24 protein-coding genes and 1 riboswitch are annotated in these 24,559 nt (G+C 42.0%); of the genes, 20 read left to right on the forward strand and 4 right to left on the reverse strand.

The features are described 5' to 3' along the window. Positions 1–4 precede the first annotated feature (4 nt). From LDM98_RS10240 to LDM98_RS10280, 9 genes are all read left to right on the forward strand, one after another. Positions 5–3,334 carry a molybdopterin-dependent oxidoreductase gene (locus LDM98_RS10240; RefSeq protein WP_223899309.1) on the forward strand — a complete coding sequence of 1,110 codons (3,330 nt, stop codon included), beginning with the start codon at positions 5–7 and terminating at the stop codon, positions 3,332–3,334. 154 nt (positions 3,335–3,488) lie between these two features. After that, complete coding sequence (locus LDM98_RS10245; RefSeq protein ID WP_223899310.1) at positions 3,489–4,127, forward strand: molecular chaperone; 639 nt, start codon at positions 3,489–3,491, stop codon at positions 4,125–4,127. A gap of 3 nt (positions 4,128–4,130) precedes the next feature. Further along, a complete protein-coding gene (locus LDM98_RS10250; protein ID WP_223899311.1) occupies positions 4,131–5,243 on the forward strand; it encodes a 4Fe-4S dicluster domain-containing protein in 1,113 nt (370 codons plus the stop codon). A 2-nt stretch (positions 5,244–5,245) separates the two neighbouring features. Then, a complete protein-coding gene (locus tag LDM98_RS10255) occupies positions 5,246–5,722 on the forward strand; it encodes a hypothetical protein (protein ID WP_223899312.1) in 477 nt (158 codons plus the stop codon). Further along, positions 5,719–6,192: a hypothetical protein gene (locus tag LDM98_RS10260; RefSeq protein ID WP_223899313.1), complete on the forward strand. Its 474-nt coding sequence runs from the start codon at positions 5,719–5,721 to the stop codon at positions 6,190–6,192. Before LDM98_RS10255 ends, LDM98_RS10260 begins: the two co-directional genes overlap by 4 nt. A gap of 61 nt (positions 6,193–6,253) precedes the next feature. Continuing rightward, positions 6,254–7,528 carry a malic enzyme-like NAD(P)-binding protein gene (locus LDM98_RS10265; protein WP_223899314.1) on the forward strand — a complete coding sequence of 425 codons (1,275 nt, stop codon included), beginning with the start codon at positions 6,254–6,256 and terminating at the stop codon, positions 7,526–7,528. 3 nt (positions 7,529–7,531) lie between these two features. Beyond that, positions 7,532–8,959 (forward strand): DUF2868 domain-containing protein, encoded by a 1,428-nt coding sequence (locus LDM98_RS10270; protein WP_223899315.1) that lies wholly within the window; start codon positions 7,532–7,534, stop codon positions 8,957–8,959. Next, positions 8,946–10,361 carry a DUF3482 domain-containing protein gene (locus LDM98_RS10275; protein WP_223899316.1) on the forward strand — a complete coding sequence of 472 codons (1,416 nt, stop codon included), beginning with the start codon at positions 8,946–8,948 and terminating at the stop codon, positions 10,359–10,361. The genes LDM98_RS10270 and LDM98_RS10275 overlap by 14 nt, the downstream gene beginning before the upstream one ends. Beyond that, entirely contained in the window at positions 10,354–11,040 is a 687-nt protein-coding gene (locus LDM98_RS10280) for a hypothetical protein (RefSeq protein WP_223899317.1), read from the forward strand. The genes LDM98_RS10275 and LDM98_RS10280 overlap by 8 nt, the downstream gene beginning before the upstream one ends. Here LDM98_RS10280 and LDM98_RS10285 read toward each other — a convergent pair. The 4 genes from LDM98_RS10285 to LDM98_RS10300 are packed head-to-tail and all read right to left on the reverse strand — an operon-like array spanning position 11,033 to position 14,705. After that, positions 11,033–11,524, reverse strand: coding sequence for a phosphatidylglycerophosphatase A (locus LDM98_RS10285; protein WP_223899318.1), 492 nt, complete (start codon positions 11,522–11,524; stop codon positions 11,033–11,035). The genes LDM98_RS10280 and LDM98_RS10285 overlap by 8 nt on opposite strands. 13 nt (positions 11,525–11,537) lie before the next feature. Beyond that, positions 11,538–12,728: a sulfate adenylyltransferase gene (locus LDM98_RS10290; protein ID WP_223899319.1), complete on the reverse strand. Its 1,191-nt coding sequence runs from the start codon at positions 12,726–12,728 to the stop codon at positions 11,538–11,540. Then, a complete protein-coding gene (locus LDM98_RS10295) occupies positions 12,706–13,587 on the reverse strand; it encodes a response regulator (protein WP_223899320.1) in 882 nt (293 codons plus the stop codon). The genes LDM98_RS10290 and LDM98_RS10295 overlap by 23 nt, the downstream gene beginning before the upstream one ends. Then, entirely contained in the window at positions 13,584–14,705 is a 1,122-nt protein-coding gene (locus LDM98_RS10300) for a bifunctional 2-C-methyl-D-erythritol 4-phosphate cytidylyltransferase/2-C-methyl-D-erythritol 2,4-cyclodiphosphate synthase (protein WP_223899321.1), read from the reverse strand. Before LDM98_RS10300 ends, LDM98_RS10295 begins: the two co-directional genes overlap by 4 nt. Before the next feature lie 201 nt (positions 14,706–14,906). Here LDM98_RS10300 and LDM98_RS10305 point away from each other — a divergent pair, with 201 nt between their 5' ends. The 11 genes from LDM98_RS10305 to thiS all read left to right on the forward strand — a co-directional run bounded on the left by LDM98_RS10305 (position 14,907) and on the right by thiS (position 24,559). Continuing rightward, positions 14,907–16,097, forward strand: coding sequence for an Mrp/NBP35 family ATP-binding protein (locus LDM98_RS10305; protein WP_223899322.1), 1,191 nt, complete (start codon positions 14,907–14,909; stop codon positions 16,095–16,097). Positions 16,098–16,279: 182 nt separating this feature from the next. Then, on the forward strand, positions 16,280–16,648 hold the full coding sequence (locus LDM98_RS10310) for a Fur family transcriptional regulator (RefSeq protein ID WP_223899323.1): 369 nt from the start codon (positions 16,280–16,282) through the stop codon (positions 16,646–16,648). Positions 16,649–16,704: 56 nt separating this feature from the next. Beyond that, entirely contained in the window at positions 16,705–17,058 is a 354-nt protein-coding gene (locus LDM98_RS10315) for a hypothetical protein (RefSeq protein ID WP_223899324.1), read from the forward strand. A 66-nt stretch (positions 17,059–17,124) separates the two neighbouring features. Next, positions 17,125–18,399: an OprO/OprP family phosphate-selective porin gene (locus LDM98_RS10320; protein ID WP_223899325.1), complete on the forward strand. Its 1,275-nt coding sequence runs from the start codon at positions 17,125–17,127 to the stop codon at positions 18,397–18,399. 1 nt (position 18,400) lies between these two features. Further along, positions 18,401–19,279, forward strand: a complete 879-nt coding sequence (locus LDM98_RS10325; protein ID WP_223899326.1) for a metal ABC transporter solute-binding protein, Zn/Mn family — start codon at positions 18,401–18,403, stop codon at positions 19,277–19,279. After that, positions 19,276–20,025, forward strand: coding sequence for a metal ABC transporter permease (locus LDM98_RS10330; RefSeq protein ID WP_223899327.1), 750 nt, complete (start codon positions 19,276–19,278; stop codon positions 20,023–20,025). The genes LDM98_RS10325 and LDM98_RS10330 overlap by 4 nt, the downstream gene beginning before the upstream one ends. Positions 20,026–20,101: 76 nt before the next feature. Then, positions 20,102–20,359, forward strand: a complete 258-nt coding sequence (locus LDM98_RS10335) for a hypothetical protein (RefSeq protein WP_223899328.1) — start codon at positions 20,102–20,104, stop codon at positions 20,357–20,359. Between the two features lie 151 nt (positions 20,360–20,510). Then, positions 20,511–21,065 (forward strand): porin family protein, encoded by a 555-nt coding sequence (locus LDM98_RS10340; RefSeq protein WP_223899329.1) that lies wholly within the window; start codon positions 20,511–20,513, stop codon positions 21,063–21,065. 149 nt (positions 21,066–21,214) lie between these two features. Beyond that, positions 21,215–21,340, forward strand: a riboswitch (TPP riboswitch). Between the two features lie 96 nt (positions 21,341–21,436). After that, entirely contained in the window at positions 21,437–23,326 is a 1,890-nt protein-coding gene (gene thiC, locus LDM98_RS10345) for a phosphomethylpyrimidine synthase ThiC (RefSeq protein ID WP_223899330.1), read from the forward strand. 4 nt (positions 23,327–23,330) lie between these two features. After that, positions 23,331–24,359 (forward strand): FAD-dependent oxidoreductase, encoded by a 1,029-nt coding sequence (locus LDM98_RS10350; protein ID WP_223899331.1) that lies wholly within the window; start codon positions 23,331–23,333, stop codon positions 24,357–24,359. After that, complete coding sequence (thiS, locus tag LDM98_RS10355) at positions 24,356–24,559, forward strand: sulfur carrier protein ThiS (protein ID WP_223899332.1); 204 nt, start codon at positions 24,356–24,358, stop codon at positions 24,557–24,559. Before LDM98_RS10350 ends, thiS begins: the two co-directional genes overlap by 4 nt.

Here is a 24,559-nt window from a genome sequence, read left to right on the forward strand (position 1 = left end):
ATCTATGACAAAATCAATGAACACAGAAGATAAAAATTTTATCGAAGGTAGAAGAAGTTTCCTTAAAGGTACAGCTTACTCTGTAGCAGGTGCAACACTTGCGGCAGGCGTATTTAAAACTGTAGCAGATACGCCTGCAATGGCAGAAACGAAGTTTACACCTACACCAAAGACACTTTCATTCTATCCGCCACTTGAAGAGTGGGATAGCTTTACTGAGTTAGACGGAGATGATTGGAAAAGAGGTGGTACAGGTAGAAATGGTGTACAGAGCGAAGACAATCCTGACGGGATCAAAGCAACTGAGTATATGCTTGTCCCTACAGCATGTTCAAACTGTGAAGCATCTTGTGGTCTAACTGCATGGGTTGACCTATCTACATATAAAGCCGGTGGACAATTGGCAGTACGTAAATACATGGGTAACCCGCTTCACTCAGGATCTCGTGGTAGAAACTGTGCCAAAGGGTATGCAGCGCAGTCACAAATGTATGATCCGGATAGAATTCCTTTCCCTCTTAAAAGAGCACCAGGTTCTAAAAGAGGTGAAGGTAAATGGGTAAGAACAACCTGGGACGAGGCGATGAAAGAGATCGGGCAGAAAATGCACGATACACTCAAAACAGGTGATGAGATCTCTAAAAAATCAATCATGTACCACGTTGGCCGTCCGAATGAAAACGGTTTTGGTCACCGTGTACCACACTCTATGGGGATCGATGGTTATGATTCTCACACGAACATCTGTTCTGCAGGTGCGAGACAAGGTACGATCCAGTGGACAAACGATGACAGAAACTCTCCGGATTGGTCTAATGCAAAGCTGATCTTCCTTCAGTCTTCTCACGCTGCGGATGCAGGGCACTATTTCCAACAGGCGGCAGGTCGTATTGCTGAAGCACGTAAAAAAGGTGCGAAACTTGTTGTTATGGATCCACGTTTGTCAAACTCTGCGGGTATGGCAGACCTTTGGGTACCATGTTGGCCAGGAACAGAGACAGCACTCTATCTCTATCTTGCGAACAGAATCTTGAATGAAAAGGGTCTGAACGGTCAAGATCTTGTAAACCACAACTTTGTGAAGAACTGGGTAAACTGGGATCACCTTATGAAAGACAGAGACTACTTGAATGTACTTGTTGAAAAAGGATACATCAAGTCCGTACCTGCTGGTGACTCTTATGAAGAGTTCATTGAGATGATCGCTGAGATGTACAGCCCTTATACACTTGACTTTGTAGCGGAAGAGTGTCGTATAGAGAAACGTATCGTAGAAAAACTTTACGATATGTTCATTGATGCGGGTGCAAGAGTTGCAACCTATATCTGGAGAGCAGGACCGATAGGTCACAAAGGTGGATGGATGATCGCCAGATCAGCATTCTTACCATTTGTTCTTCGTGGTGCGATGGCAGGTGACAAAGGTGGTGTTGGGCTTCACCACTGGCATGTTATTTCGGTCAACGGTAAAGGAGATGCTGCCACTGTGGACGGTTCAGCACCTGCAAAAGTAGATGTATGGAACGAGCTGGCATGGCCGCCTGAGTATCCGTTGAGTTCATATGAAATGAGTCACATTCTGCCTCACCTTCTTATGGATGATGAGTGGAGAAATAAATGGAATGCCAAAGGATTGAACGTTCCTGAAAAGATCTCTGTGTATATTCCTCGTATGTATAACCCGGTTTGGATCAACCCGGATGGATTCAGATGGATCGAAGCACTTAAAAGAGAAGATAAGATCGAATTGTCATTCAACCTTTCTCCGACTTGGTCTGAGACAAACTGGTACTGTGACTTTATCTTACCTGTGGGACTTGCTGGTGAAAGACATGACCAACACTCAGAGGCAACCGAACCGAAAAGATGGTTAAGTTTCCGTAACCCGGCACTTAGAGTTGCATTGGAAAAAATGGGATGGAAGCCAAAAGATCCAACAAGAGCTACACTGGAAGCACACATCAAAGCAGGTCTTGGTGAGGTATGGGAAGAGGTAGAGTTCTGGGCAAACATCATGACACATTATGTAGATCCAGACGGATCATTGGGAATTCGTAAGCACTGGGCTTCAAAAGAAGATCCAAGCAGAGCTGTAACCATTGCAGAGTGGTATCAGGCAGCCTTTGATAAATTGCCTAACCTTAGAAAAGCAGCAAAAGCAGCATATCCTGACTCTAAGTATCCGAACTATGAGATGATGAGAGACAGAGGTACATGGTTAGAAGAAGCAAATATCTATAAACCGCAAGAGAGACCACTGAAAAAAGTAGGCGATACATATTTCGCGCATGGTCACGAGTATCATGAAAGTGAAGTGACTAAAGATGATTTCGGTGTACTTCTTGCAACGGGGCATGATGGTAAAGAGACTGCGATCGGTGTAGAAGTAGACGGTGAACTGGTACAAGGTTTCCATACACTGACTAAAAAACTAGACTTCTATTGTGAGTGGTTCAAAGAATGGAAATGGCCTGAGTATGCTATACCTATCTATCCAAAAAATGCTGAAGAGAGAAAGAAAATGACACATGTTGTTACGCAAGTACACCATGATTTCATGCAAAAAGAGAATGAGTTCGCGTTGAATACGGTATTTAGATTGCCATATAACATCCATACCCGTTCAGTAAACTCTAAACACCTTATGGAGATCTCTCAAAACCATAACCCGGTATGGATCTACACTGAAGATGCGAAGAGACTTGGCATTAAAAGAGGCGATGCCGTTAAGGTAACGATCCAAGATACTGTATCTGGTCTGGAATCAGGTTACTTCATTGCTATGGCGGTACCGACCGAAGCTACAATGCCAGGTGTAATGGCATGTTCGCACCATGCAGGTAGATGGAAACTTAAAAATGCAGTCGATATCCCTGGATTTGAACACAAACTAGGGATTATGGGTGTAGGTGCGCCATTATATGAGATGACCATGGATGGTAAAGAGGGAACACTCAAACCAACTCAGGGTATCGTAGCCGGTATGGACGAGCACAAAGACTCTTGGCAGTTCAAAGCGTACAACAGAGACCTTGACAATATTTGGTGGGATGGTCTTTCTGGTTCATGGCAAAATGCTGTGGCACCATCACATCCGGATCCGGTTGCAGGTAACCATGCATGGCACCAAAAAGTTGTGATAGAACTTGCAGGTAAAGATGATCAGATCGGTGACATTTATGTGAACTATGAGAACAATATGAAAGTGTACCAGGCATGGAGAGACGACTTAACACGTCCTCTTGACAGTACAGATACGCTTAGACGTCCTCAACACATTAAGCGTCCAGCTGTGCCTTTGTCTGACAAAGCATATGCAGTAAAAATCAAGTAAGGCAAATCTTACTGATGCATTTCCAGGCATTTTCCTGGGGATGCCTACACCATACAATTTCCCAGATAATTAATTTCTTATTACTTATTTATCTTGAAAGTGGTATAGTGCCAAAATATTTAACATGAAAGCAGATATATAGAACATGGATTTAATGAAACAAGAGATAGAAAACCGTATCGCAATTTATGCTTTGATCTCAAGATTGATGCTTGTAGAAGTCGATGAGACATTTTTGGAGAACATTGAAAAAGATGAGAGACTTTTATCTTTTTTCCCTAACTACAGGGACTGGTCCAAACGCAAAGAACTTTCACGTAAAGAGCTCATAGACCAGTACTATAATGTGGACTTTACCAACCTCTTTTTAATGCACCTTGTACCGTATGAGAGCTTCTATACAAGAGATGATCAGATGATAGAAAGCGGTGGAGACAACCCTGTCGTTGAACTCTATAATGAGTTGGATTTTCGTGTTGAACTGGATGCTGCGAGAGTAGTCAGTGCAGACCATATAGGTGTGGAACTGGAATTCATGTATATGTTATGTGTTGCACTGCAAAAAGCTTTAGATGCCGAAGACAAAGACGGTATCTGTGAGTTGCTTCAGGTACAACGTGCATTTTTAAAAGAACACCTTTTGGAGTGGGCACCTTTGTTCCTTATCAATGCAAAACGTGAATCACGTACGCCGCTGTACCATGACGGTGCAGAGCTGGCTTTAGAGTTCCTGCTCAGTGATTTTGAATATGTGACAGAAAAATTATCGACATATTGTGGGGATAAAGCGTAGTTTATGGGTTTACATTTTGATGTGGGTGCGTGTGTAAGAGCGACAAGTAAATTTTCTCAGTGTACCAAGTGTGTAGATATCTGTCCGGACTCTATAAGCCTTGTAGACAACCTCCCTAGTTTTAGTGCAGCCACTGGAGTGGAAGCAGCGGCATGTGTGGGTATCTGTCCTACAGAAGCTTTTGCACTTTCGGACTTTTCTACCACAGAGTTTTTCTTTACATTTTTAGAATCCAAAGTAAGGCTCATTTCGCCAAAGTTCAATGTCCCTTGTATTTCAGTGTTGAGTGTGGAACATTTGATCTCTCTGGCTCTGGCAAGTGATGAGACGATCACGATAGATATGAGTTCGTATGATGAAGATTCACTCCTTTTTGAGCATATTGAAGAGCGTATAGATGAAGCGAATTTTGTCTTATCGAGTTTTTCTACCAAACAGCTCACTACGAACCATATGGCAGCCAAAGAAGTTACACGAGAGAATGAGACAGAGAATGAAGATGAAGTGGTATCTAGACGCTCCTTTTTAGGCAATGCTTCACTTGAAGGTGTGGTAAAACACAAAAAAGCATTTGATGATGCGGTCGATGAAGATGAACTGCAACATTTTGAGATAGATGCCTCTGTGATAGCCAAGATCAAAGATAAAAAACTGCCAAATAAACGCAAAATACTTTTTACCACACTCAAACGTGCGGAAGTACCTAATGTGTTTGAAGTACTTCCGGAAGAGGAAGTGAGCTTCACTTCCCAAAAATTCGTGGATGAGAGTTGTACCAACTGTCAGATCTGTTACCGTATCTGTCCTACCGGGGCACTTTCCTCTGACGGTAAGTTCTCACTCATACATTTTGATTCCATGCTTTGTGTGAAGTGCCGTTTGTGTCATGATGTGTGTGAACCCGAAGCGATACAGTTGCAAAGCGGATTTGAGATCAAAGAGTTCTTTGAACCTACACAAAGAACCCTTGCAACGTTCAATATCAAGCGCTGTAACGAGTGTGGTAATAACTTTACCTATACTGGCGGTGAACAGATGTGCCCACGCTGTGCAGTGGAAGAGGAAGAAGCGATGTTCCTGCATGATAATGCTAAGCGTATGAGAGGGGAGGAATAGTTATGCAACCCCATGAGATCAAACCCGATACTGGACTCTGTACCATCCTTGGTTATAATGCCCAAACAGGGTATATGCGAAGATACTTTAACAAGATCATGAAACGCAATGGTATCAATGCAACAGCGATTGCCCTGAACATTAAAGATGAACATTTTGATTTTACTATGGCAAATGTCGGAAAGTCAAAGGTCACGCAAATGATGATTGAAAAAGAGTTTGGTGCCAAGGCTATACCTTACTGTGAAAATCTGAATGATTGTGCCCAGAGAGAAGGGCGTGTCGATTTTGTTGAAGTTGCTGATGGTAAGGTGCAGGGATTTTGTCTGGATGATGTGGCAAAAGCGTTCTATGACAAACCTGAGTTCTTGGATGACCAGATCATTTTTGTGACAAAGATGATGCTTATAGCCCATAGATGGTTTGATGCAGAAATAAATGTGGATGATATTCCGTTATTAATAGGAGAAAAAGAATGAGAGATATAGACGATTTAAGAAAAGAGTTTGAAAACTTCAATGAGAAAAATTTTAACGGCACCCCTGCATTTGGCCCTGATGGGCAATGTGCTGCGGATGAAAAGGTAGACCTCAAAGATTATCCTTCTTATACTGAAGCACTGTATGCGAAGCTTATCGCTCCACATGTAAGCGGTATTTATATCTCAAGATGGGACATTAAAGATATTGCGCTTGATGCAGGGGATTCTATGGCGATCCATCCGCGTAAGCGTATGTTTGAGTTACTCATGAAGTTCGCAACGAGCAGGGAGAATATGCAATCTGTACTTGATGCACTTGAAGCACATATGGAAGATAAAATTGCGATATATACAGAGTGTATGACTAAATTTCCAAACTCTGCAGAAGTCTTTCAGCCGAAGATCGACAAGGCCAGAAAAACAATGAAGCTTTTCCCTCAGATCATAAAAGAGTATTTCCCTGAATAACTAGAGTGGCCCTTATCATACTTTAAGTATAATAGATTATCTTGAAATTGTAAGGTAGACAATGTCTGAAATCAAAAAAGAAGAAGTACTCGCATATCATAAGCAGGGGAAGATAGGTATAGACCTTACGAAACCCTGTGACACGCAACATGAACTTTCACTTGCCTACACCCCCGGTGTGGCGATCCCCTGTCTTGAAATTGCCAAAAATGAAAATCTCTCTTTTGAATACACCAATCGCTCTAATCTGATTGCAGTCATCTCTGATGGTTCGGCAGTACTAGGTCTGGGGAACATCGGTCCTCTTGCATCCAAACCTGTCATGGAAGGGAAATCCGTACTCTTTAAAAAGTTTGCAAATGTAGATGCTTTTGATATAGAACTGGATGTACACAGTGTAGATGAGATCGTCACTACATGTAAAGCGATCTCTCCTACTTTCGGGGGAATCAACCTTGAAGACATTAAAGCACCTGAATGTTTTGAGATAGAAAAAAAGTTACAGGAAACACTTGATATCCCTGTGTTTCATGATGATCAGCATGGAACGGCTATCATTACGACGGCGGGATTGATGAATGTACTTGAATTGACAGGTAAAAAAGTGGATGAGATCAAAATCGTAGTGAACGGTGCAGGTGCTGCGGGTATCTCCTGTGCAAAAATGTATAAAAGCTTGGGTGTTAAACATATTGTTATGTGTGACAGCAAAGGGGTACTTAGCACGGATAGATCAGATCTCAATGCCTATAAAGCACCTTTTGCTATAGATACAGATGCCAAGACACTGGATGATGCGATAGAGAATGCCGACATGTTCTTAGGTTTGAGTGTTGCCGGTGCATTGAGCAAGGAGATGGTAGCCAAAATGGCACCTGAACCTATTATCTTTGCTTTAGCCAATCCTGTACCTGAAATTTTACCGTCCGAGGTGAAAGAAGTACGTGATGATGCGATCATTGGCACAGGACGTTCTGATTATCCCAACCAGATCAACAATGTATTGGGTTTCCCTTTTATCTTCAGAGGCGCATTGGATGTGCATGCAAAGAAGATCACAGAAGGGATGAAAATGGCAGCAGCCAAAGCTCTGGCAGCTTTAGCCAAAGAGCCTGTGCCTGACTATGTAAAGGCCGCCTATGAGAATGATACGATAGCGTATGGAAAAGAGCATATCATTCCTTTGCCTTTTAACAAGGAAGTCCTGGTCTGGGTCGCTTCAGCTGTAGCAAAAGCCGCCTTTGAAGAGGGTGTCTCACGGGTAGCGCATTATGATCATGAGACCTATAAAGAGCAATTGGGATGTATTATTTATGGTTGTCCTGAGAACAAGTGACAGATGAATATAAAATCGTATATAAATCTGTATGAGCTATTGGCGTTAGATCCTGCTACTCGGGAAGAGAACCGTGCTTTTGGGTTAACCCATGTGATGTTAAAAAATAAACCTGCGGAACAACTTTTGGCATGGGTAGAGAAGCATCAAGAGAAGTTGAGAAAACCACTTTTAGCTGACACTTTTTCTTCCTATCTCTACCGCGTCACTTTTCTACTTGTCATGGTTGCATTTGCGTTCGGACTGCTCTCGGGTGTGGCTTTACTCTCTTACCATGGAGATGAACCGGTCAATGTCATTTATTTTATGGCTGTGACTATTGTTCTCCCTATTTTTACGATGTTGCTTACATTTTTTGCGATGCTTAGGGCCAGGAGTGCTGAGAACGTTCTGATACATCTTTCACCGGCTTTCTGGATGGAAAAGATCATGGGGTTTTTACCTGGTAGGGTACAAGAGCAGATACAAGGTTTGAAGTTAAACCCTCTACTTACAAACTGGATCATCATTAAACGTTCACAGATCATCGTGTTGTTCTTCTCTCTTGGATTGCTCTTGTCACTTTTGGGCGTGATCGTGACGAAAGATATCGCTTTTTCCTGGAGTACAACCCTGCATATTTCGCCTGAACTGTTTCATAGTTTTTTACATACTGTTGCATTTCCATGGAGGGAGTTCGTTCCCTCTGCCGTGCCATCACTTGAACTGATAGAGCAGAGTCAATATTTCAGATTGGGTGATACGCTGGATGAAGAGATGATCGCACATGCACCGCAGCTTGGAGAGTGGTGGAAGTTTTTGGCTTGTTCTACCCTGTTTTATGCCATTTTCTTACGCTTTTGGATATGCATCCTTGCTTCTTTCGGATTGAAAAATGCGATCAAGCAATCGCTTTTTACGTTATATGGAACGACACAACTGCTTAGAGAGATCAATGAACCTATCATCACTACTCATGCAGATAAAAGTGAAAAGGTATTTCTATCTGAAGATGGCAATTATGGTCAGATCGTCAATAGATTGGATGCCTCTTATGATGGGATACAAGGCTGGGCTATACCGCATGATACGCTTTTGGTGCTGGGTGAACGTATGAAGGTCATCGCACCTGCACACTATGAAGTGGGGGGTGCCAACACACTTGAAGAAGATACGGAGATCGTATTTAAAAGTCATGGGGAAATAGTGTTGTTCGTGAAAGCGTGGGAACCTCCGACGATGGATTTCGTAGATTATCTCAGTGAATTGACCGGCAAAGTAGATAAAGTGATAGTAGTACCCATAGGTACGGCAGAAAATGACTATGAAGCATCTGCTAAAGAGATAGACGTATGGGAAAATAAACTCTTTGGGATTGGTGATAGAAAAGTATGGTTAAAAAGATCTGGCACTGATGCAGTGGGGAGGGAGGTAGAGAATGCCGAGTCGTAGACAGATCGATGTACCTCATCCTACATTTGCTGTTGTAGGGCATCCGAACAAAGGAAAAAGTTCTATTGTCTCAGCTTTGGCACTGGATGACTCTGTGCAGATATCTGACACCCCCGGAACCACCACCAAAAAACGCTCATTTCCTTTAAGCGTGGATGGAAAGGTTTTATATGAACTTTATGACACCCCTGGTTTTCAAAGAGCACGAAGGGTACTTGCATGGCTGGAAAAACATGATGTGCCCGCAAATAAGAAACATGAGGTGGTACAGGCATTTATCGATACACATAAAGAGGATGAACGTTTTCATGATGAAATAGAACTTCTTGAACCTATCATGGATGGAGCAGGTATCATTTATGTGGTAGACGGTTCTCAACCTTATGGAGAAGAGTACGAAACAGAGATGGAGATACTTCGCTGGACAGGACAGCCTTCCATGGCACTGATCAACCATATCGACGAGACGGATTACAGTGAAGAGTGGAAGCGGGCACTGGAACATTATTTTAAGATGGTACGTACCTTTAACCCTATGCGGACAGACTTCCAACAGCATATGAGCATACTCGAGAGCATGGCCCAGATGAAAGAAGAGTGGATAGCCCCTCTGAAAGCATCGATCAAACTTTTTCAACAGTATCAGGAACAGAAGCTTGAGCGTAGTGCGGCACGCATTTCCAGATTGGTGTATGAATCTGTGAGTGCTGTGGAGACACTCTCTTTTTATACCCATGAGGCCAGTGAAGCAGAGAGAGGGAAGATTGAAACACAGTATAAAGACCGGTTACGTGATTTAGAAGTTACAGCACAAAAGGATATTGAGGAGATATGGAACCATGACCACCTTCAAAAAAAAGAGAAAGTGTTGACGTTTGAAGGGATGGATCTTTTTTCAGAAGAGACAGCTTCTGTATTTGGATTGACGCGTAAAGAGCTTCTCATTACAGGAATGACCTCAGGTGCAGTCACGGGTGCAGGTATCGACCTGCTTTTCGCAGGGCATACACTTCTTTTGGGCGGAGCCATAGGGGCACTGGTAGGCGGTACAGGTGCCTATTTTGGTTTCAATGAGCTTTCAGAGGTAAAAGTGTTAGGTCAAACCATGGGTAGACGCTATTTGGAGATGGGGCCTATGGAAAATAGAAATTTTCCTTATATCTTACTGGGACGTGCCATCTATCATACGATGAAGGTCGCACAAACTTCCCATGCCAAAAGAGATGTGTTCGATATTGAAATGGATCAGACCTTTAAAGAGAAATGGCTGGATGAGACATCAAGAAAGTCTTTGGAAAAATACCATAAAAAATTTCGTTCAGGCACTGCGCTGGAGTCTGAAGAACTCAAAGCGTATGAAACGCTCATAAAGCGTATATTAAAGCATTTGATCGATGCCTGAAAAGAATCCTTTTAAACATTTACATCAAGACCATGATGAGAATGAGCGGTCAGAATCCTCTTTGCACTCCAAAACAGTGGCAAAGCGGGTCACGTTAGGGATCTTTGTCGTATTCCTCCTGCTTTTCCCCCATTATGCACCATGGGAGCCGGGTTATGCTCAGGGTGACTCTTTACTACAGAGGATATTTACCCTTTACTTTTTCGTGGCCAATCAGACTTTGGGTATCGTACATGAAGGAGGACACGGTGTCTGCTATATCTTACGCTGTCCAGAGTTTGTGACCATGGCCAACGGAACGCTCTTTCAGTTGCTTTTCCCTGGATTGATCGCCTATTATTACCATCGAAGAGGCAACCTGTTCGCTGCGCTGATAGCACTCTTTTTCGTGGGCTTCTCTCTCCAATACACTGCCTGGTATCTTTCGACCGCCCATGAAGGCCGTATACTCCCGGCACATAAATCCTTTTTAGGTGTAGATGCGATCCATGACTTTAACTATATGCTCAGTGTAATGGGGCTTTTGGCATATGAATCTTTGATCGCTGGTTTCACAAGGTTCATAGCGTATCTGATCATGCTTGCCGCGGTCATAGGAATGTTTTTCGAAGCGTTTCCCAATAAGCATAAGAAAAGCGTAAAGAGGGGACGGCGTAGAGAAAAAAAGACTTTTAAATAAGTCTCTCGATCCCCATAAGTATTGCAGCAGTTAAAAATCCACCGGCGATCCCGGCCAATACATCATCGAGCATCACACCAAGCCCGCCTTTAAGCTCTCTGTCTATCCAGCCTATCGTTGAGGGTTTCCAGATGTCAAAAAGACGGAATGCCGCAAAACTGAACACGATAGCTAAGAGTTCAACATAAGGATAGTGCATCGTAACAGCCGTTGAATATGCGATCATAAGGCTAAGCCACATACCGGCCGTTTCATCTATAACGATCTGCTGATGGTCATGTATCCCTGTAGCTTTCTCATATTTGTTCACTTCGAAGATACCGATGATGGTAATCGCAAGTGTCAGCATAAAAAGTGTTTCCATTCCAAAGTAGTGAATCAGTGCCACGCCTGCAGGAAGGGAAGCCAGGGAACCTACCGTACCAGGTGCTTTGGGGCTGAGCCCTGCACCAAAGAATGTGAGAAAAAGTTTTTGAATTGTCATAAGATCCCCTCTTTTACGTCAGTGATGATGTTTGGTAGAGTTCGATAAGTTTCAGATAGAACTGCTCTTCACTCTGTTGTTCCAATAGACCTGAACCTGGCATTAAAGAGTAATGCATCTCTTGAAGGTTCTCAAACCTGTCGGGTAAAAGTGCAGCAAGGATATTTGCAGAGACCTCTTTTCTGACCAGGATAGAAGGGGGAATGAGTCCTGCCTGGATGAGCTTCATAATGGAGGCTGAGTCATAGTGTACATGGTGATGTTGTCCATGAGGACAGGTCCGTGTACTCACAAGTGTTTTACAGGTATCACAATAGACAAGCTCATCGATGGTCTTGATCTCAATATTGATATTCTGGCATCGATCAAAGACAGAACTTAGACGGTTTTTATCATAATACAGACCAAGCCCGCCATGATTTTTACCAATGACCAGCTGGCTGCATCCATAATTTTTCGCTAAAAGCGCATCTAAAATGAGTTCATTGTACCCTGCAAAGATGTAGGTATTCTCAAATGGGATGATAATGACCTTATTGCGTGGTAAAAAGTTATCGACAAAAGTCGTGAGTGCATTATGGCGTATGTCATAACGAAGACCTTCAGTGGTAAAAGGTTTACGTAAAAAGATCACAAGAAGATCGGAATTTGTGATCGCTTCACGGATCATTCTTTCGTGTGCACGGTTTAAGGGATTCGCTGCAAGCATCATGGATGAGATATGCTTGGCCCCTGTCCTTGTGATCATATTTCTTATACGTTTCATATTGTCTTCGATCAGTGGATAGGTGACAGTATACTCCCCGGATACAGCTATTTTACCCAGTCTCAATATGGTATTTCTCACACCAGGGTGTGTCGTGTCTGAAGTACCATAGATGTTCTGTAGACGCTGTGCAGGATCGACTTCAAATGTCTCTTCCACTATCAGTTCACCCACAATGTTCCCATCATTGATCAGCGAAACAACTTCATCTTTTTGCAGCGTCTGCAAAGTTTGATGATTTTTTTTACCTTGGGGTGCAAGGATAAAAGAAAAAGGAAAAGGTACACCTTTGTACATTTTGGTCTCATCCACATTCTGGGCTTCTTTTTTATTCATCAGCTTTTCTACAGGAGAGATAAGCCCTGCCTTTACCAAGGCCAGAGTAGAAAGGGCCTCAGTATCTATATAGAGTGATTTATTTCTTTTTGAATAGACCATATTTCTTCCTTTTCTCCCATAAACTTTTTCTTGAGATCCCTAACTTTTTAGAGAGTTCTGTATCTGGAAATTTGTATTGAAAACTGTTCACAATGAATTTGACATAATCGTCTATGGTCAGGATCTCGTTTTGATCATAGAGTTTAGAGTCCGTGTTGAGAGTGATCGTCTCGAAATCCGACTCCAGTTCTGTGGTACTGCATAGAATGAAATCATACTCCTTCAGCATTTCCAAAAGCGCTTCTTTGTCTGTTTTCTTGAGCTGATGGATCTCGGTAATGTAAAGCAGGGAAGAAGGACTGCTTTGGAGTATTTTTTCTTTCCAGTGCTTGTCACTTAAAGGGACAAAAGTAAGCAGCATATTTGTTTGTTTTGCATGTTCAAAAACGACTTTGTCCACAAGTCTTTGATAATTTGTCTCTATCACAAGCGGTGTGGTGATCTCTGCGATATCAAAGTCGGTTTCGATATCATGCAGAAGATTTTGCATATACTCTTGATAGAGAGAGGTTTGTTTCTTGAGGGACTGGTACTCTTTATAATGCTCTATCTTGCGCATAAGGTCTTCTAACATAAATGGTTTAACAATGTAGTCTTTTGCTCCCAGTTTCAGTGGTTCTCCAACCGTATCATTATTGATATAGTTCACCATCAGGATAATGATCTTGTCCTTAAACTGTTTGATCAGCGGTGAAGTGTTCTGCCCCGGTAAATTTGTCGAAAGCAGATAGGCATCCCCCTGACTGTTCATAGCCTCTTTAATGGAACTGTATATCTCAGTCTCATAGCCATTTTCGTTGAGTTTAGAGGCGATACTTTGCGCCAAATAGAGTTCATTTTCTACAATGATTATTTTCATATGTTTTTCCAATTCAAATAAGTTAAGTTTGCTACGGCATGTACTGTCACACCTTCTTTACGTCCTACAAAACCAAGTTTCTCTGCTGTCGTAGCTTTGATATTGATAAAGTTTTTTCTTATACCGAGTATGGAAGCGAGTGTGGCTCTCATCTCTTCCTTATACGGTAAAATTTTTGGTGCTTCAGCCATGATAGTCAGATCTACATTGCCTATGCTATACCCAAAAGAGGTGATCTTTTTTACGGTATTATGAAGCAACATTTTAGAGTCTGCTCCGGCATAGGCCTCTTCACTGTCCGGGTAAAGCTCGCCGATATCACCCATGCCCGCAGCACCTAGAAGCGCATCTATCAGTGCATGGATGGCGACATCACCGTCACTGTGCGCTTTAAAGCCATAGTCAACATCTATCTTGACACCACCTAAGAGCATCTCTTTGTTTTTTTCAAAAGGATGGATATCTATACCAAAGCCGGTGAGTGTTTTCGTTGAAGGTGGCTGAAGACACGAGAGTTTTTTCAGGTCTTCAAGGGTGGTGAGTTTATGCGCATCCACTGAGCCTTCCACAAAATGTACCTTTTCTCCAAGAGAAGCGATCGCAGAACTGTCATCGGTGAATACCGTTTCAGTTTCGAGTGCTCTTTTGAGCATTTTTGTAACAGAGAGTTGAGGGGTCTGAATGATCTTTACCTTGTCTCTGTCTATCGGTGTACTATCCAGATAGAGTGTATCCGCCACAGGGAGTACAGGTACGATACAGGCTCCTTCTCCTTTTGCTTCCATAATGCGGACTATCATATCTGAAGGAACACAGCACCTGGCGATATCACTGACAAGTACATACTCTGAAGTTACCTTCTGAAGCGCATTGCTAAGTGACGCCTGTCTACTCTCTCCCCCCTCTATATAGGTATAAGAAGCAAAATTTTTCATCAGACGTATCTCGTCTTGTGTGGATACGATGATGACCTGATCAAAAACGGCACTCTTTTCAAAGTGTTCAGCAACATGCAGCCATAGAGGGATATCCCCGGTATAGAGCCACTGTTTTTTCATCTGAGTTTTAAATCTTGAGGAGCTTCCTGCGCCTAAAAGTATCAAAGTAGTGTTTGACAAGTTCATTCCTAAATATCTATATCAAGTATAGTGTGTATCAAATAGTAACGAATTATACTCATAGAACCCTTTAGTCATACTTTATCGGACAAATTTACTCTTAATTACGATATTAGTCTATTTTTTCAATCTAATTTAAGATTCAAGTGGTATAACTCGTATATCATTAACGAAATAAAAATTAAGTTAGGAATAAAGAACATGACACAAGAAAATGTATTAGAAGCGTTGAAGAACGTAACATATCCGGGCTTCACGAAAGACATCGTAACATTCGGTTTTGTCAAAGATATCCTTATCGATGGAGATACTATAGGTTTGACAATAGATATTACATCATCGGCGGATGAGGTAAAAGCACAACTTAGACTTGAAGCGACAAATGAGCTCAATAAACTCGGGTTTAAAGACGTGAACATTAATATCACTGCTCCAGAAGCACCAAAACAAATGTCTAACTCTGTCAGTGGTAAGAACATCGCGCCACACGTTAAGAACTTTGTAATGGTAAGTTCAGGTAAGGGTGGTGTTGGTAAATCTACCACATCTGTAAACCTTGCAGTGGCTATGGCAATGCAAGGTAAAAAAGTAGGTCTTCTTGATGCAGATATCTATGGACCGAACATTCCTCGTATGATGGGTGTTGAAGATCAAAAACCCGAAATCCAGGGTAACAAAGCAGTGCCGTTAAAAGCCTACGGTGTTGAAATTATGTCTATGGGTTTATTGATGGAGCCGGGAACGTCTCTTATCTGGAGAGGTTCTATGATCATGAAGGCGATCGAGCAGTTCTTGAGAGATATTCTTTGGTCTGAACTGGATGTACTTGTGATCGATATGCCTCCAGGAACTGGTGATGCACAGCTTTCACTTGCACAAGCTGTACCTATCACTGCGGGTATCACAGTCACGACACCACAAGAAGTTTCTCTTGATGACAGTAGACGTTCATTGGATATGTTCCAAAAACTCCATATCCCGACTGCGGGTATCATTGAGAACATGAGCGGTTTCATCTGTCCTTCATGTGATACTGAGTCTGATATCTTTGGTATGGGTACAACAGAACCGGTAGCCAAAGAGTACGATACAAATGTGATCGCGCGTATCCCGATAGAACCAGCGATCAGAGTAGGTGGAGATACGGGTATGCCGGTGACTTATCATCAGCCGGATTCTGAAACGGCTAAACGTTATCAGGAAGCTGCATCGAACCTTCTTGCATTTATCGATAAGGTAAATGCTGAAGGTTTGGCAGATAACTCAAGTGTACAGCCTACGACGCCTCCAGGTGTCAGTGCATGCAGCACAGGTGCAGGAGCAGCTTCTGCACCAGCAGAGAAAAAATCTGATGGTGATGAAAGCTGCGGAACAGGCTGCGGCTGCCACTAACCCTTCAGATTTTATCGCATCTTTGACCGAACGCAATAAAGCGATTCGGTCATCAATATTAAAATATACTTTCTTACTTCCACTTCACGTATACCATTCAATCAAATCTATAGTAAACCCCATTGAATATAATCCAAGTGCAACTTAGTCGCATTTAATAAAGTTTCAGTTATAATCCCGCCATGAAAATAGAAGCACTGATCAAAGATAAAAATATCAAGCTTACCACTGCAAGGGTAAAACTTTTAGAGATATTCAAAGAAGCGGACAGACCTTTATGTTATGAAGAGATCAAAAATGATATTTCTATGGATAAAGCGACTTTTTATAGAAATATTGCCAAATTTGAGGAAGAGGGTATCTTGAATGCTTTTGAATCCAATGATAAAAAAAGATACTTTGAGGTCAGACTAAATCCACATGCACATTTTGTTTGTGTAAAGTGTAATAGTGTAGAGTGTATTAAAAATATTGATATTACACTGCCAAAGTATGAAATTAATAATGTGATCATCAATGGTATCTGTCCATCATGTTCAGCCTCAGTGTAATCAACGAATAGTGTAACACTTTATTGCATTTAATCATAGGAAAGGAGACGATCTGGATGAAACTAAAACAGTCTATTAATGTACTCTTGATTGCTCTTTTTGTATGGGCATTTCAAAGTACAACCATTCACTTTCAGCATCATAAGCAGAAGGAGATCTCAGAATGTAACGTCTGTGATACATCCCAGAAGATGAAGCTTTATCAACACAATACTCCTGTGATTGTGGTGAATGAGAATCTTGCCGTAAAAATAAGAAGAGAAATAGAACAAGTTGTTGTTAATGTAAGGTTTGACTATACAGATGAACCCCTGTTGAAGCAGATCGATATTGTCAAACATTCTCAATATCCCAATAGACTCCTAGCACTGGGCTTTAATGCTACTGCACCTCCGGTATATTTTTCATAATCCAAAAATAATTCAACAAAAACCATTTTCAACAACAAAAATATTAATCATTAAGGATAATAGACTATGAAAAAAATAGTATTAACAAGTATGCTGTGTGCAGGATTTGCATACGGTGATATCGCACAACTTTTAGACGAAGACAAAAGAACTTTTGACAGTTCAAAATATATTCCGGATATCTCGCTCATTGGGGATTTCTCTTATGTAAATCGTAGTATAAACGATGATGAGCTGTCTCATCTCGGACTTCCTGGTATCGCACATGGTCTCTATGCAGAACATGCACACGGTGGCAGCAACGAGGCTACATATAATGCAAATCAGGGATTTAATTTTAACTATGCGGAGCTGATTCTTTCAAGCAGTGTGGATCCATTTTTCAGTATGGATGCCACGTTTCACTTCAGCGAAAGTGGTGTAGAAGTAGAGGAAGCTTATTTTACTTCGACCGCATTGGGAAATGGACTGAGATTAAGAGGCGGTAAACTTCTCTCAAATTTCGGATATATCAATGCACAACACCATCACTATTGGGATTTCGGGGATATGCCACTTGTCTATGAATCATTTTTAGGTACACATGGAATCAACGAATTGGGTGCCCAGATCCAATGGACAGCACCAACGCCATTTTATCTGATGGCAGGAGTTGAGGTACTTCAAGGTGAAAATGAACAAATGTTTGGAAATGGTTCAATCGAACTAGAAGATACGTGGACAAGTGTAGGGGAAGAGCACATTGAGGGTACAGATGCGCCATCTCTTTATGTAGGGTATGTGAAATCCTCTTTTGATGTTGGGGATACGACGATCTTCGGTGGACTTTCTTATGCACAGGGCGATTCACTCATAGACCATAGTGAAGATGAAGATGAACCTCATGTGTTTAAAGGTGATGGGAAGCTTTACGGTGCTGATCTGGTAGTGTTGCATGCGTTTGACTCTTACCGATCTCTTAAATGGCAAACGGAGTGGCTAAGCAGAGAGCTTGATGGGGTACAATATACTCCAACTGCCTCTGCAGATATCAACAAAGAACAGAGCGGTCTCTATTCTCAACTGATCTATACCCATGACAAGAATTGGAGAATGGGTGTGCGGTATGATACAATATATCAAAATGATATTACAAAGGATGGTGTCGATATGAATGAAGTCGATGATTTCAACAAATACTCAGCCATGGTCGAATACCACACGAGTGAATTTGCACGTTTTAGACTGCAGTATAATCGTAATGAAGCCATGTATGACGAAGCTGGTTTAAGACAAAATATTGATACGATCATGTTACAGGCAAATATTGCTATCGGTGCGCACGCGGCACATGCTTTCTAAGATGAAAAAGTTACTTGCTTTACTGACACTTCTACCGTTGACATTGTTCGCGCAGCTCAATATTGCGGTGAGTTATCCTTATATTGGTGCATTGACAAAAACGATCGGTGGTGAAAATGTCAAGGTAACGGTTTTGGCAAAAGGAAAGTGGGACCCCCACTTTATCATTCCGCGACCTTCGCTTATCAGTAAAATGAGAAATGCAGACGCGATGATCATGAACGGCGGACAGCTTGAGATCGGATGGCTCCCGCCGATCATCAATCGTGCCGGCAATCCCAAAACCATGCCCAATACGAAAACATTTTTAAATCTTTCGCACCACATCAAGCTTATCAACAAGCCAAAAAGTGTCGACAGAAAACATGGCGATATCCATCCTGACGGGAATCCGCATTTTCATATCAGTCCGAAAAATATCCTGAGCCTGGCAAAGGTCATAGAAGAGTTTCTTAGCAGCATAGATACATCAAACAGAGATACGTATCAAAAAAACTATCATGATTTTTCCAAGGTCTGGCAGCAGAAAATGGTTGTTTGGCAGAAGAAAATGAAAGATAAAAAAGGCTTGAAGGTCATTCAATTTCATGACAATCTTGCTTATTTTAATAAAGAGTATGGTCTTGTGAATATAGGAACGATCGAACCTCTTCCGGGTATCCCGCCCTCTTCAAAACATACGATCGAGATCATTGAACTGATCAAAAAAGAGCAGCCGTGCTGTATTTTGCATGATGTCTATCACTCAACCAAAACCGCTGATTTTATCAGCCAAAAAACGGGTATCAAGATCATCCTTATGCCGCATGACATAGAGGCACTTGAAGATATCGATAACCTGAGTGCCCTTTTTGATTATCTTACGAGTGCGATCAAATGATAGATATTTTACTCATTCCGATTGCTCTGGTCGTGGTGCTTGTGATGCTTCATGCCTACTTTGGTATGGAAATTTTAAAACGGGGGATCATCTTTACTGATCTTGCCATTGCCCAGTTTGCTGCGCTAGGCTCATCGATCAGCCTGGGGTATTTTCATGAGGAGTATTTTTACCCTCTGACCCTGAGTTTTGCGTTGTTGTGTGCTTTTTTGATCGCTTTCGCTTCGACGAGGAAACTTCATCTGGAAGCCTTTATAGGGATCCTTTATATTTTGGGTGCCAGTGGGATCATGATGGTGCTTTCACATTCCTCTGAAGGTATGGAGCATTTTAAATCACTTCTTGCAAGCGATATACTTTTCACGCCCCTTAATGATGTGTTGCAAAGTACGATTATCTATGCTTTTATCGCCATGGCACTTTACTTTGTCTATCCGAAATTAAACGGGTTTTTCAGGGAACTCTTTTTCTTTTCGCTTCTTGCGATAACGGTCACGTCTTCCGTTTCTCTTGCAGGTGTGTTCGTAGTGTTTGTACTTCTGATCGCTCCACCCTTTGTCTCTCTTTCTCTCAATGCGAAAAGGCCATTGCTTAGCAGTTTTATTTTTGGATGGTTCTTTAGTATCGGTGCCATTGTGATCTCTTATTTCTATGATCTTCCGACAGGGTACAGCATTGTCTTTATGGGTGCACTTCTCACTGTTGTTATCGTTATGATGGCATCCAAAAGCGCACAGAAAAAATGATCGGTGAGATCATTTTTTTGAGCGATTGCACATTTATTTCGCTACAATACGTAAAAAGAAACACAGGGAACAGACAATGACATCAGCAGAAAAACTAAAAAACCTATTAGAACTTGAGATCATTCCTGATCTGGAAGTCGCTATTGACGAACTTTTTGCGGCCATAGACAAAGCTAAATCTGCTTCAAAAGAGCAAAAAGAAGACCTGGAAGAGATGAGAGAGATGCGTACAGAATGTTTCGCTATCATTGAAGAACTTGGACGTAATGAGCTTGAAGAAGAAGAGATCGAAGAACTTTTAGCCGAACTTGTAGATATGAAGACTGAAGAATAGACAATATTTGTCTGTTTTTCAGTAAGGGTTACCCCCCCCATTTTGACACCAAAAAAATCATCAAAAAACTTTCATTTTTCCATTGACTTTCCTATATAGATAGGAGTATAATCCGCAGATTTTTTAATAATTCAAAAAACAAGGAAAAAAAATGAAAAAAGTTACACTATCAATCATTGCTGTATTGGCAATGAATACATTCGTATTCGCAGGTGGAGATATCGCTCCGGTAGAACCAGAAATTACAGTACCGGAAGTTTCTGAATCAACAGGATCTTTCTATGTAGGTGCAGGGTATTCTTATATGAATTTGGATGCTTCAGGGAACTTTGGTGAGCACGATGGTGATGCAGCACTTTTATTGGCAGGGTATAACTTCAACCCATATATCGGTGTAGAAGCTAGATATGCCGGTTTTACAGACTGTCTTGAAAATGCTGCTATCTATGTGAAGCCAATGTACCCATTCGGTGATGCTAAAGTATATGCATTGCTTGGATACGGAGAAACTACATTTGACAAGGGTCCTTCATTTTCAGAAAGTGGTTTCCAATGGGGTCTAGGTGCAAACTATGCAGTGACTGAAAATATCGGTGTTTTCGCTGACTATACAAAACTGTATGATGATACAGGATTTGATAATGTTTCTGTTAGGGAAGATGTGACTGCTGATGCTATCAACGTAGGTGTAACGTATACTTTCTAAGTAAATACTGATCCGGCGGGCGGTCAGATCTTTTCTGACCGCCAAAGGCTGTTTCCAAACAACTATTTTCAATTCTTCTCTAAATATCTTTCCACTATTTTACAGATTCAGTTAAGCTTATTTTTATCATTTTTATATTATAGTACGGCTTCAACCTCTCGGGGAGCTTTGATCATTTATGGCAACATATCTGATGCATAGCTGAGATAGCAATTGCTTGACCCGTCGAACTTGAACTGGACAATACCAGCGTAAGGAAGAGACTTGTATCTAATTATTAACTATAAATATCATGCCACGAGGGCTTTTTTATTTATAACTTCATTAATTTCTACACCTCTTCCCTAAATATAACATTTTAAGGGAATATTATGACAAAAGCATATAAAGACACATTAACGACATCGAACGAACTTTTAACAAGAGACCCATTTCCTGCGTCTCAAAAAGTGTATCTCAAGGGTGAAATACATAAAGATATTAGAGTACCGGTGCGTGAGATCACGCTAGGTGACGAATCAAAACTCAGAGTCTATGACACATCCGGTCCCTATACAGACCCGAGTGTTGCGATCGATGTAGGAGAAGGTATTCCTGCCATCCGTAAAGAATGGATCGTAGGGCGTGGTGATGTAGAAGAGTATGAAGGACGCATTATGGCGCCTGAAGACAATGGCTACAACACGGATGAACAGCTTGAGTTCGTAACAGCAGGCGCAAAAGGGCTTGTACGTACACCGCTTCGTGCCAAAAAAGGCAAAAATGTCTCTCAGCTCTGGTATGCAAGACAGGGGATCATTACACCGGAGATGGAGTTCATCGCCATTCGTGAAAATCAAGACAGAGCGATGAATGAAATGTATCTTCAAGATGAAGAGAGAGAAGCAAGACTTAAAGGTGAAAATTTTGGTGCAAACCTCCCAGAGGTGATCACACCTGAGTTTGTACGTCAAGAAGTAGCAGCCGGTCGTGCGGTGATTCCTTGTAATATCAACCACCCGGAAGTGGAGCCTATGATCATCGGCCGTAACTTCCTTGTAAAAGTCAATGCAAACATCGGTAACTCAGCAACGACATCTTCTATCGCAGAAGAAGTAGAAAAGATGGTATGGTCAACACGTTGGGGTGGAGATACAGTGATGGATCTCTCAACTGGTAAAAACATCCACACGACCCGTGACTGGATCCTACGTAACTCTCCGGTACCTATCGGGACAGTGCCTATCTATCAAGCACTGGAGAAAGTAAACGGTATTGCTGAAGATCTTACATGGGAAGTGTTTAGAGATACACTCATCGAACAAGCAGAGCAAGGGGTAGACTACTTTACCATTCATGCCGGGCTTTTACTGCACCATGTACCAATGACAACGAAGCGTGTAACGGGTATCGTTTCTCGTGGTGGAGCGATCATGGCAAAATGGATGATACATCACCACGAAGAGAATTTCTTGAACACACACTTTGAAGATATCTGTGAAATTATGAAAGCGTATGATGTAACTTTCTCTCTTGGTGATGGATTACGTCCAGGTTCCGGAGCAGATGCAAACGATGAAGCACAATTCGCTGAACTTAAGGAGCTGGGACGTTTAACACAAATTGCTTGGAAGCATGACGTTCAAACGATCATCGAAGGTCCTGGCCACGTGCCAATGCATATGATCAAAGAGAATATGGATAAGCAGCTTGAGTGGTGTCATGAAGCGCCGTTCTATACACTCGGGCCGTTAACGACGGATATCGCACCGGGGTATGACCACTTTACATCAGGGATCGGTGCAGCAATGATAGGCTGGTACGGATGTGCGATGCTTTGTTATGTGACACCTAAAGAGCACTTGGGACTTCCTAACAGAGAAGATGTGAAAGAGGGGCTTATTACCTATAAGATCGCTGCACATGCTGCAGATGTGGCTAAAGGACATCCTGGTGCACGCGCCAGAGATGATGCGATGAGTAAAGCAAGATTTGAGTTCAGATGGGTAGACCAGTTCAATATCGGTCTTGATCCTGAACGTGCACGTGATTACCATGATGCGACCCTTCCTATGGAAGCAGCGAAAGTGGCTCACTTCTGTTCAATGTGTGGACCAAAGTTCTGTTCTATGAAAATTTCTGCAGATGTACGTGAATATGCAGATTCACTGGGAACAGATGTAGAGAGTGCAAAACAACAGGGAATGAATGAAATGTCCATGAAGTTCAAAGAGATGGGTTCAGAAGTCTATGTTGAAGCATCCAAGATAGAAGAAAAGTAAAAACATGAAGATAGGTATTGCAGGTGCTGGTTTAGTAGGTAGAGTGCTGGCACTTAATCTACTACAACGTGGCCATACAATCACACTTTTTGATGAAGATACAGCCTATGGTGACAAGGCGGCAGGCATCACTGCTGCCGGTATGCTGGCTGTCTTTGCAGAACTGGAAAGTGCAGAGTCTGTCATTTTTGACCATGGAAATCGTTCTATTTCACTGTGGCCTGCTCTGTTAGAACAGATCGGGATTGCAGATGCGTATCAGCAGGAGGGGAGCATTATTACGGCACATCCTCAAGATTATAATGAGCTGGATCATTTTATCGATACACTAAAGTCAAAGGTAGAGGAAGCATCAGAGATCAAGCTTCTGGACAGACAGGCATTGACACAGCTTGAACCAGATCTGGATCAACATGCCAAAGCGTTCTTTATACCACATGAGGGGCAGGTGGATGCACAGCGTTTTATGAAAGCGTCAAGTGATTATCTGCTTGCACATCCGGATGTGACATGGCATCAGGAGTCTAAAGTAACCCATGTCTCTGATGGTACGATCACGGTGGGTGATGAGCGTCAACCATTTGATTGGGTTTTTGATGCAAGAGGTCTGGGTGCGCAAGAGGATATGGATGGTTTGCGCGGTGTACGAGGTGAGGTATTCTGGCTTGATGCACCTGAAGTAAAGATCACCAGACCTACACGTATGCTGCACCCACGCTATAAGATCTATATCGTTCCACGGCCTAATAACAGATACGTTATCGGTGCGACCGAGATAGAGAGCGAAGATAAAAGTCCAATGTCTGTACGTTCAAGTCTGGAGCTGCTTTCAGCAGTCTACAGTATGCATTCCGGATTTGCAGAAGCACGTATCGTCAATATGCTGACAAATTGTCGTCCGGCACTCAGAGACAATTTACCAAAGATCGAGCATGGTGCAAAGATGACGTGTATCAACGGGTTGTATCGACATGGTTATCTATTGGCACCTGCTGTCGTAGAAGAAGCATTAAATGGAGGGGTATACAGATGATAAATGTATCAGTGAACGGTGAAGTAAAAGAGCTTGAAACAAATTTAAATGTCAGTCAGATGATAGAAGCACTTGAATATAAAGTCAAAGGTTTTGCTGTCGCTGTCAATACGACATTTGTTCCCATTGCCAAATATGATGAGACAATTATAAAAGAGGGAGATACCATAGATATTTTGGCTCCCGTACAAGGTGGATAA

Source organism: Sulfurovum sp. TSL1 (genome assembly GCF_019972135.1).
Classification (GTDB): Bacteria; Campylobacterota; Campylobacteria; order Campylobacterales; family Sulfurovaceae; genus Sulfurovum.

Coding starts and splice junctions, on each gene's coding strand:
- LDM98_RS10240 (WP_223899309.1), top strand. CDS start 5: ATGACAAAATCAATGAACACAGAAGATAAAAATTTTATCGAAGGTAGA.
- LDM98_RS10245 (WP_223899310.1), top strand. CDS start 3,489: ATGAAACAAGAGATAGAAAACCGTATCGCAATTTATGCTTTGATCTCA.
- LDM98_RS10250 (WP_223899311.1), top strand. CDS start 4,131: ATGGGTTTACATTTTGATGTGGGTGCGTGTGTAAGAGCGACAAGTAAA.
- LDM98_RS10255 (WP_223899312.1), top strand. CDS start 5,246: ATGCAACCCCATGAGATCAAACCCGATACTGGACTCTGTACCATCCTT.
- LDM98_RS10260 (WP_223899313.1), top strand. CDS start 5,719: ATGAGAGATATAGACGATTTAAGAAAAGAGTTTGAAAACTTCAATGAG.
- LDM98_RS10265 (WP_223899314.1), top strand. CDS start 6,254: ATGTCTGAAATCAAAAAAGAAGAAGTACTCGCATATCATAAGCAGGGG.
- LDM98_RS10270 (WP_223899315.1), top strand. CDS start 7,532: ATGAATATAAAATCGTATATAAATCTGTATGAGCTATTGGCGTTAGAT.
- LDM98_RS10275 (WP_223899316.1), top strand. CDS start 8,946: ATGCCGAGTCGTAGACAGATCGATGTACCTCATCCTACATTTGCTGTT.
- LDM98_RS10280 (WP_223899317.1), top strand. CDS start 10,354: ATGCCTGAAAAGAATCCTTTTAAACATTTACATCAAGACCATGATGAG.
- LDM98_RS10285 (WP_223899318.1), bottom strand. CDS start 11,524: ATGACAATTCAAAAACTTTTTCTCACATTCTTTGGTGCAGGGCTCAGC.
- LDM98_RS10290 (WP_223899319.1), bottom strand. CDS start 12,728: ATGGTCTATTCAAAAAGAAATAAATCACTCTATATAGATACTGAGGCC.
- LDM98_RS10295 (WP_223899320.1), bottom strand. CDS start 13,587: ATGAAAATAATCATTGTAGAAAATGAACTCTATTTGGCGCAAAGTATC.
- LDM98_RS10305 (WP_223899322.1), top strand. CDS start 14,907: ATGACACAAGAAAATGTATTAGAAGCGTTGAAGAACGTAACATATCCG.
- LDM98_RS10310 (WP_223899323.1), top strand. CDS start 16,280: ATGAAAATAGAAGCACTGATCAAAGATAAAAATATCAAGCTTACCACT.
- LDM98_RS10315 (WP_223899324.1), top strand. CDS start 16,705: ATGAAACTAAAACAGTCTATTAATGTACTCTTGATTGCTCTTTTTGTA.
- LDM98_RS10320 (WP_223899325.1), top strand. CDS start 17,125: ATGAAAAAAATAGTATTAACAAGTATGCTGTGTGCAGGATTTGCATAC.
- LDM98_RS10325 (WP_223899326.1), top strand. CDS start 18,401: ATGAAAAAGTTACTTGCTTTACTGACACTTCTACCGTTGACATTGTTC.
- LDM98_RS10330 (WP_223899327.1), top strand. CDS start 19,276: ATGATAGATATTTTACTCATTCCGATTGCTCTGGTCGTGGTGCTTGTG.
- LDM98_RS10335 (WP_223899328.1), top strand. CDS start 20,102: ATGACATCAGCAGAAAAACTAAAAAACCTATTAGAACTTGAGATCATT.
- LDM98_RS10340 (WP_223899329.1), top strand. CDS start 20,511: ATGAAAAAAGTTACACTATCAATCATTGCTGTATTGGCAATGAATACA.
- thiC (WP_223899330.1), top strand. CDS start 21,437: ATGACAAAAGCATATAAAGACACATTAACGACATCGAACGAACTTTTA.
- LDM98_RS10350 (WP_223899331.1), top strand. CDS start 23,331: ATGAAGATAGGTATTGCAGGTGCTGGTTTAGTAGGTAGAGTGCTGGCA.
- thiS (WP_223899332.1), top strand. CDS start 24,356: ATGATAAATGTATCAGTGAACGGTGAAGTAAAAGAGCTTGAAACAAAT.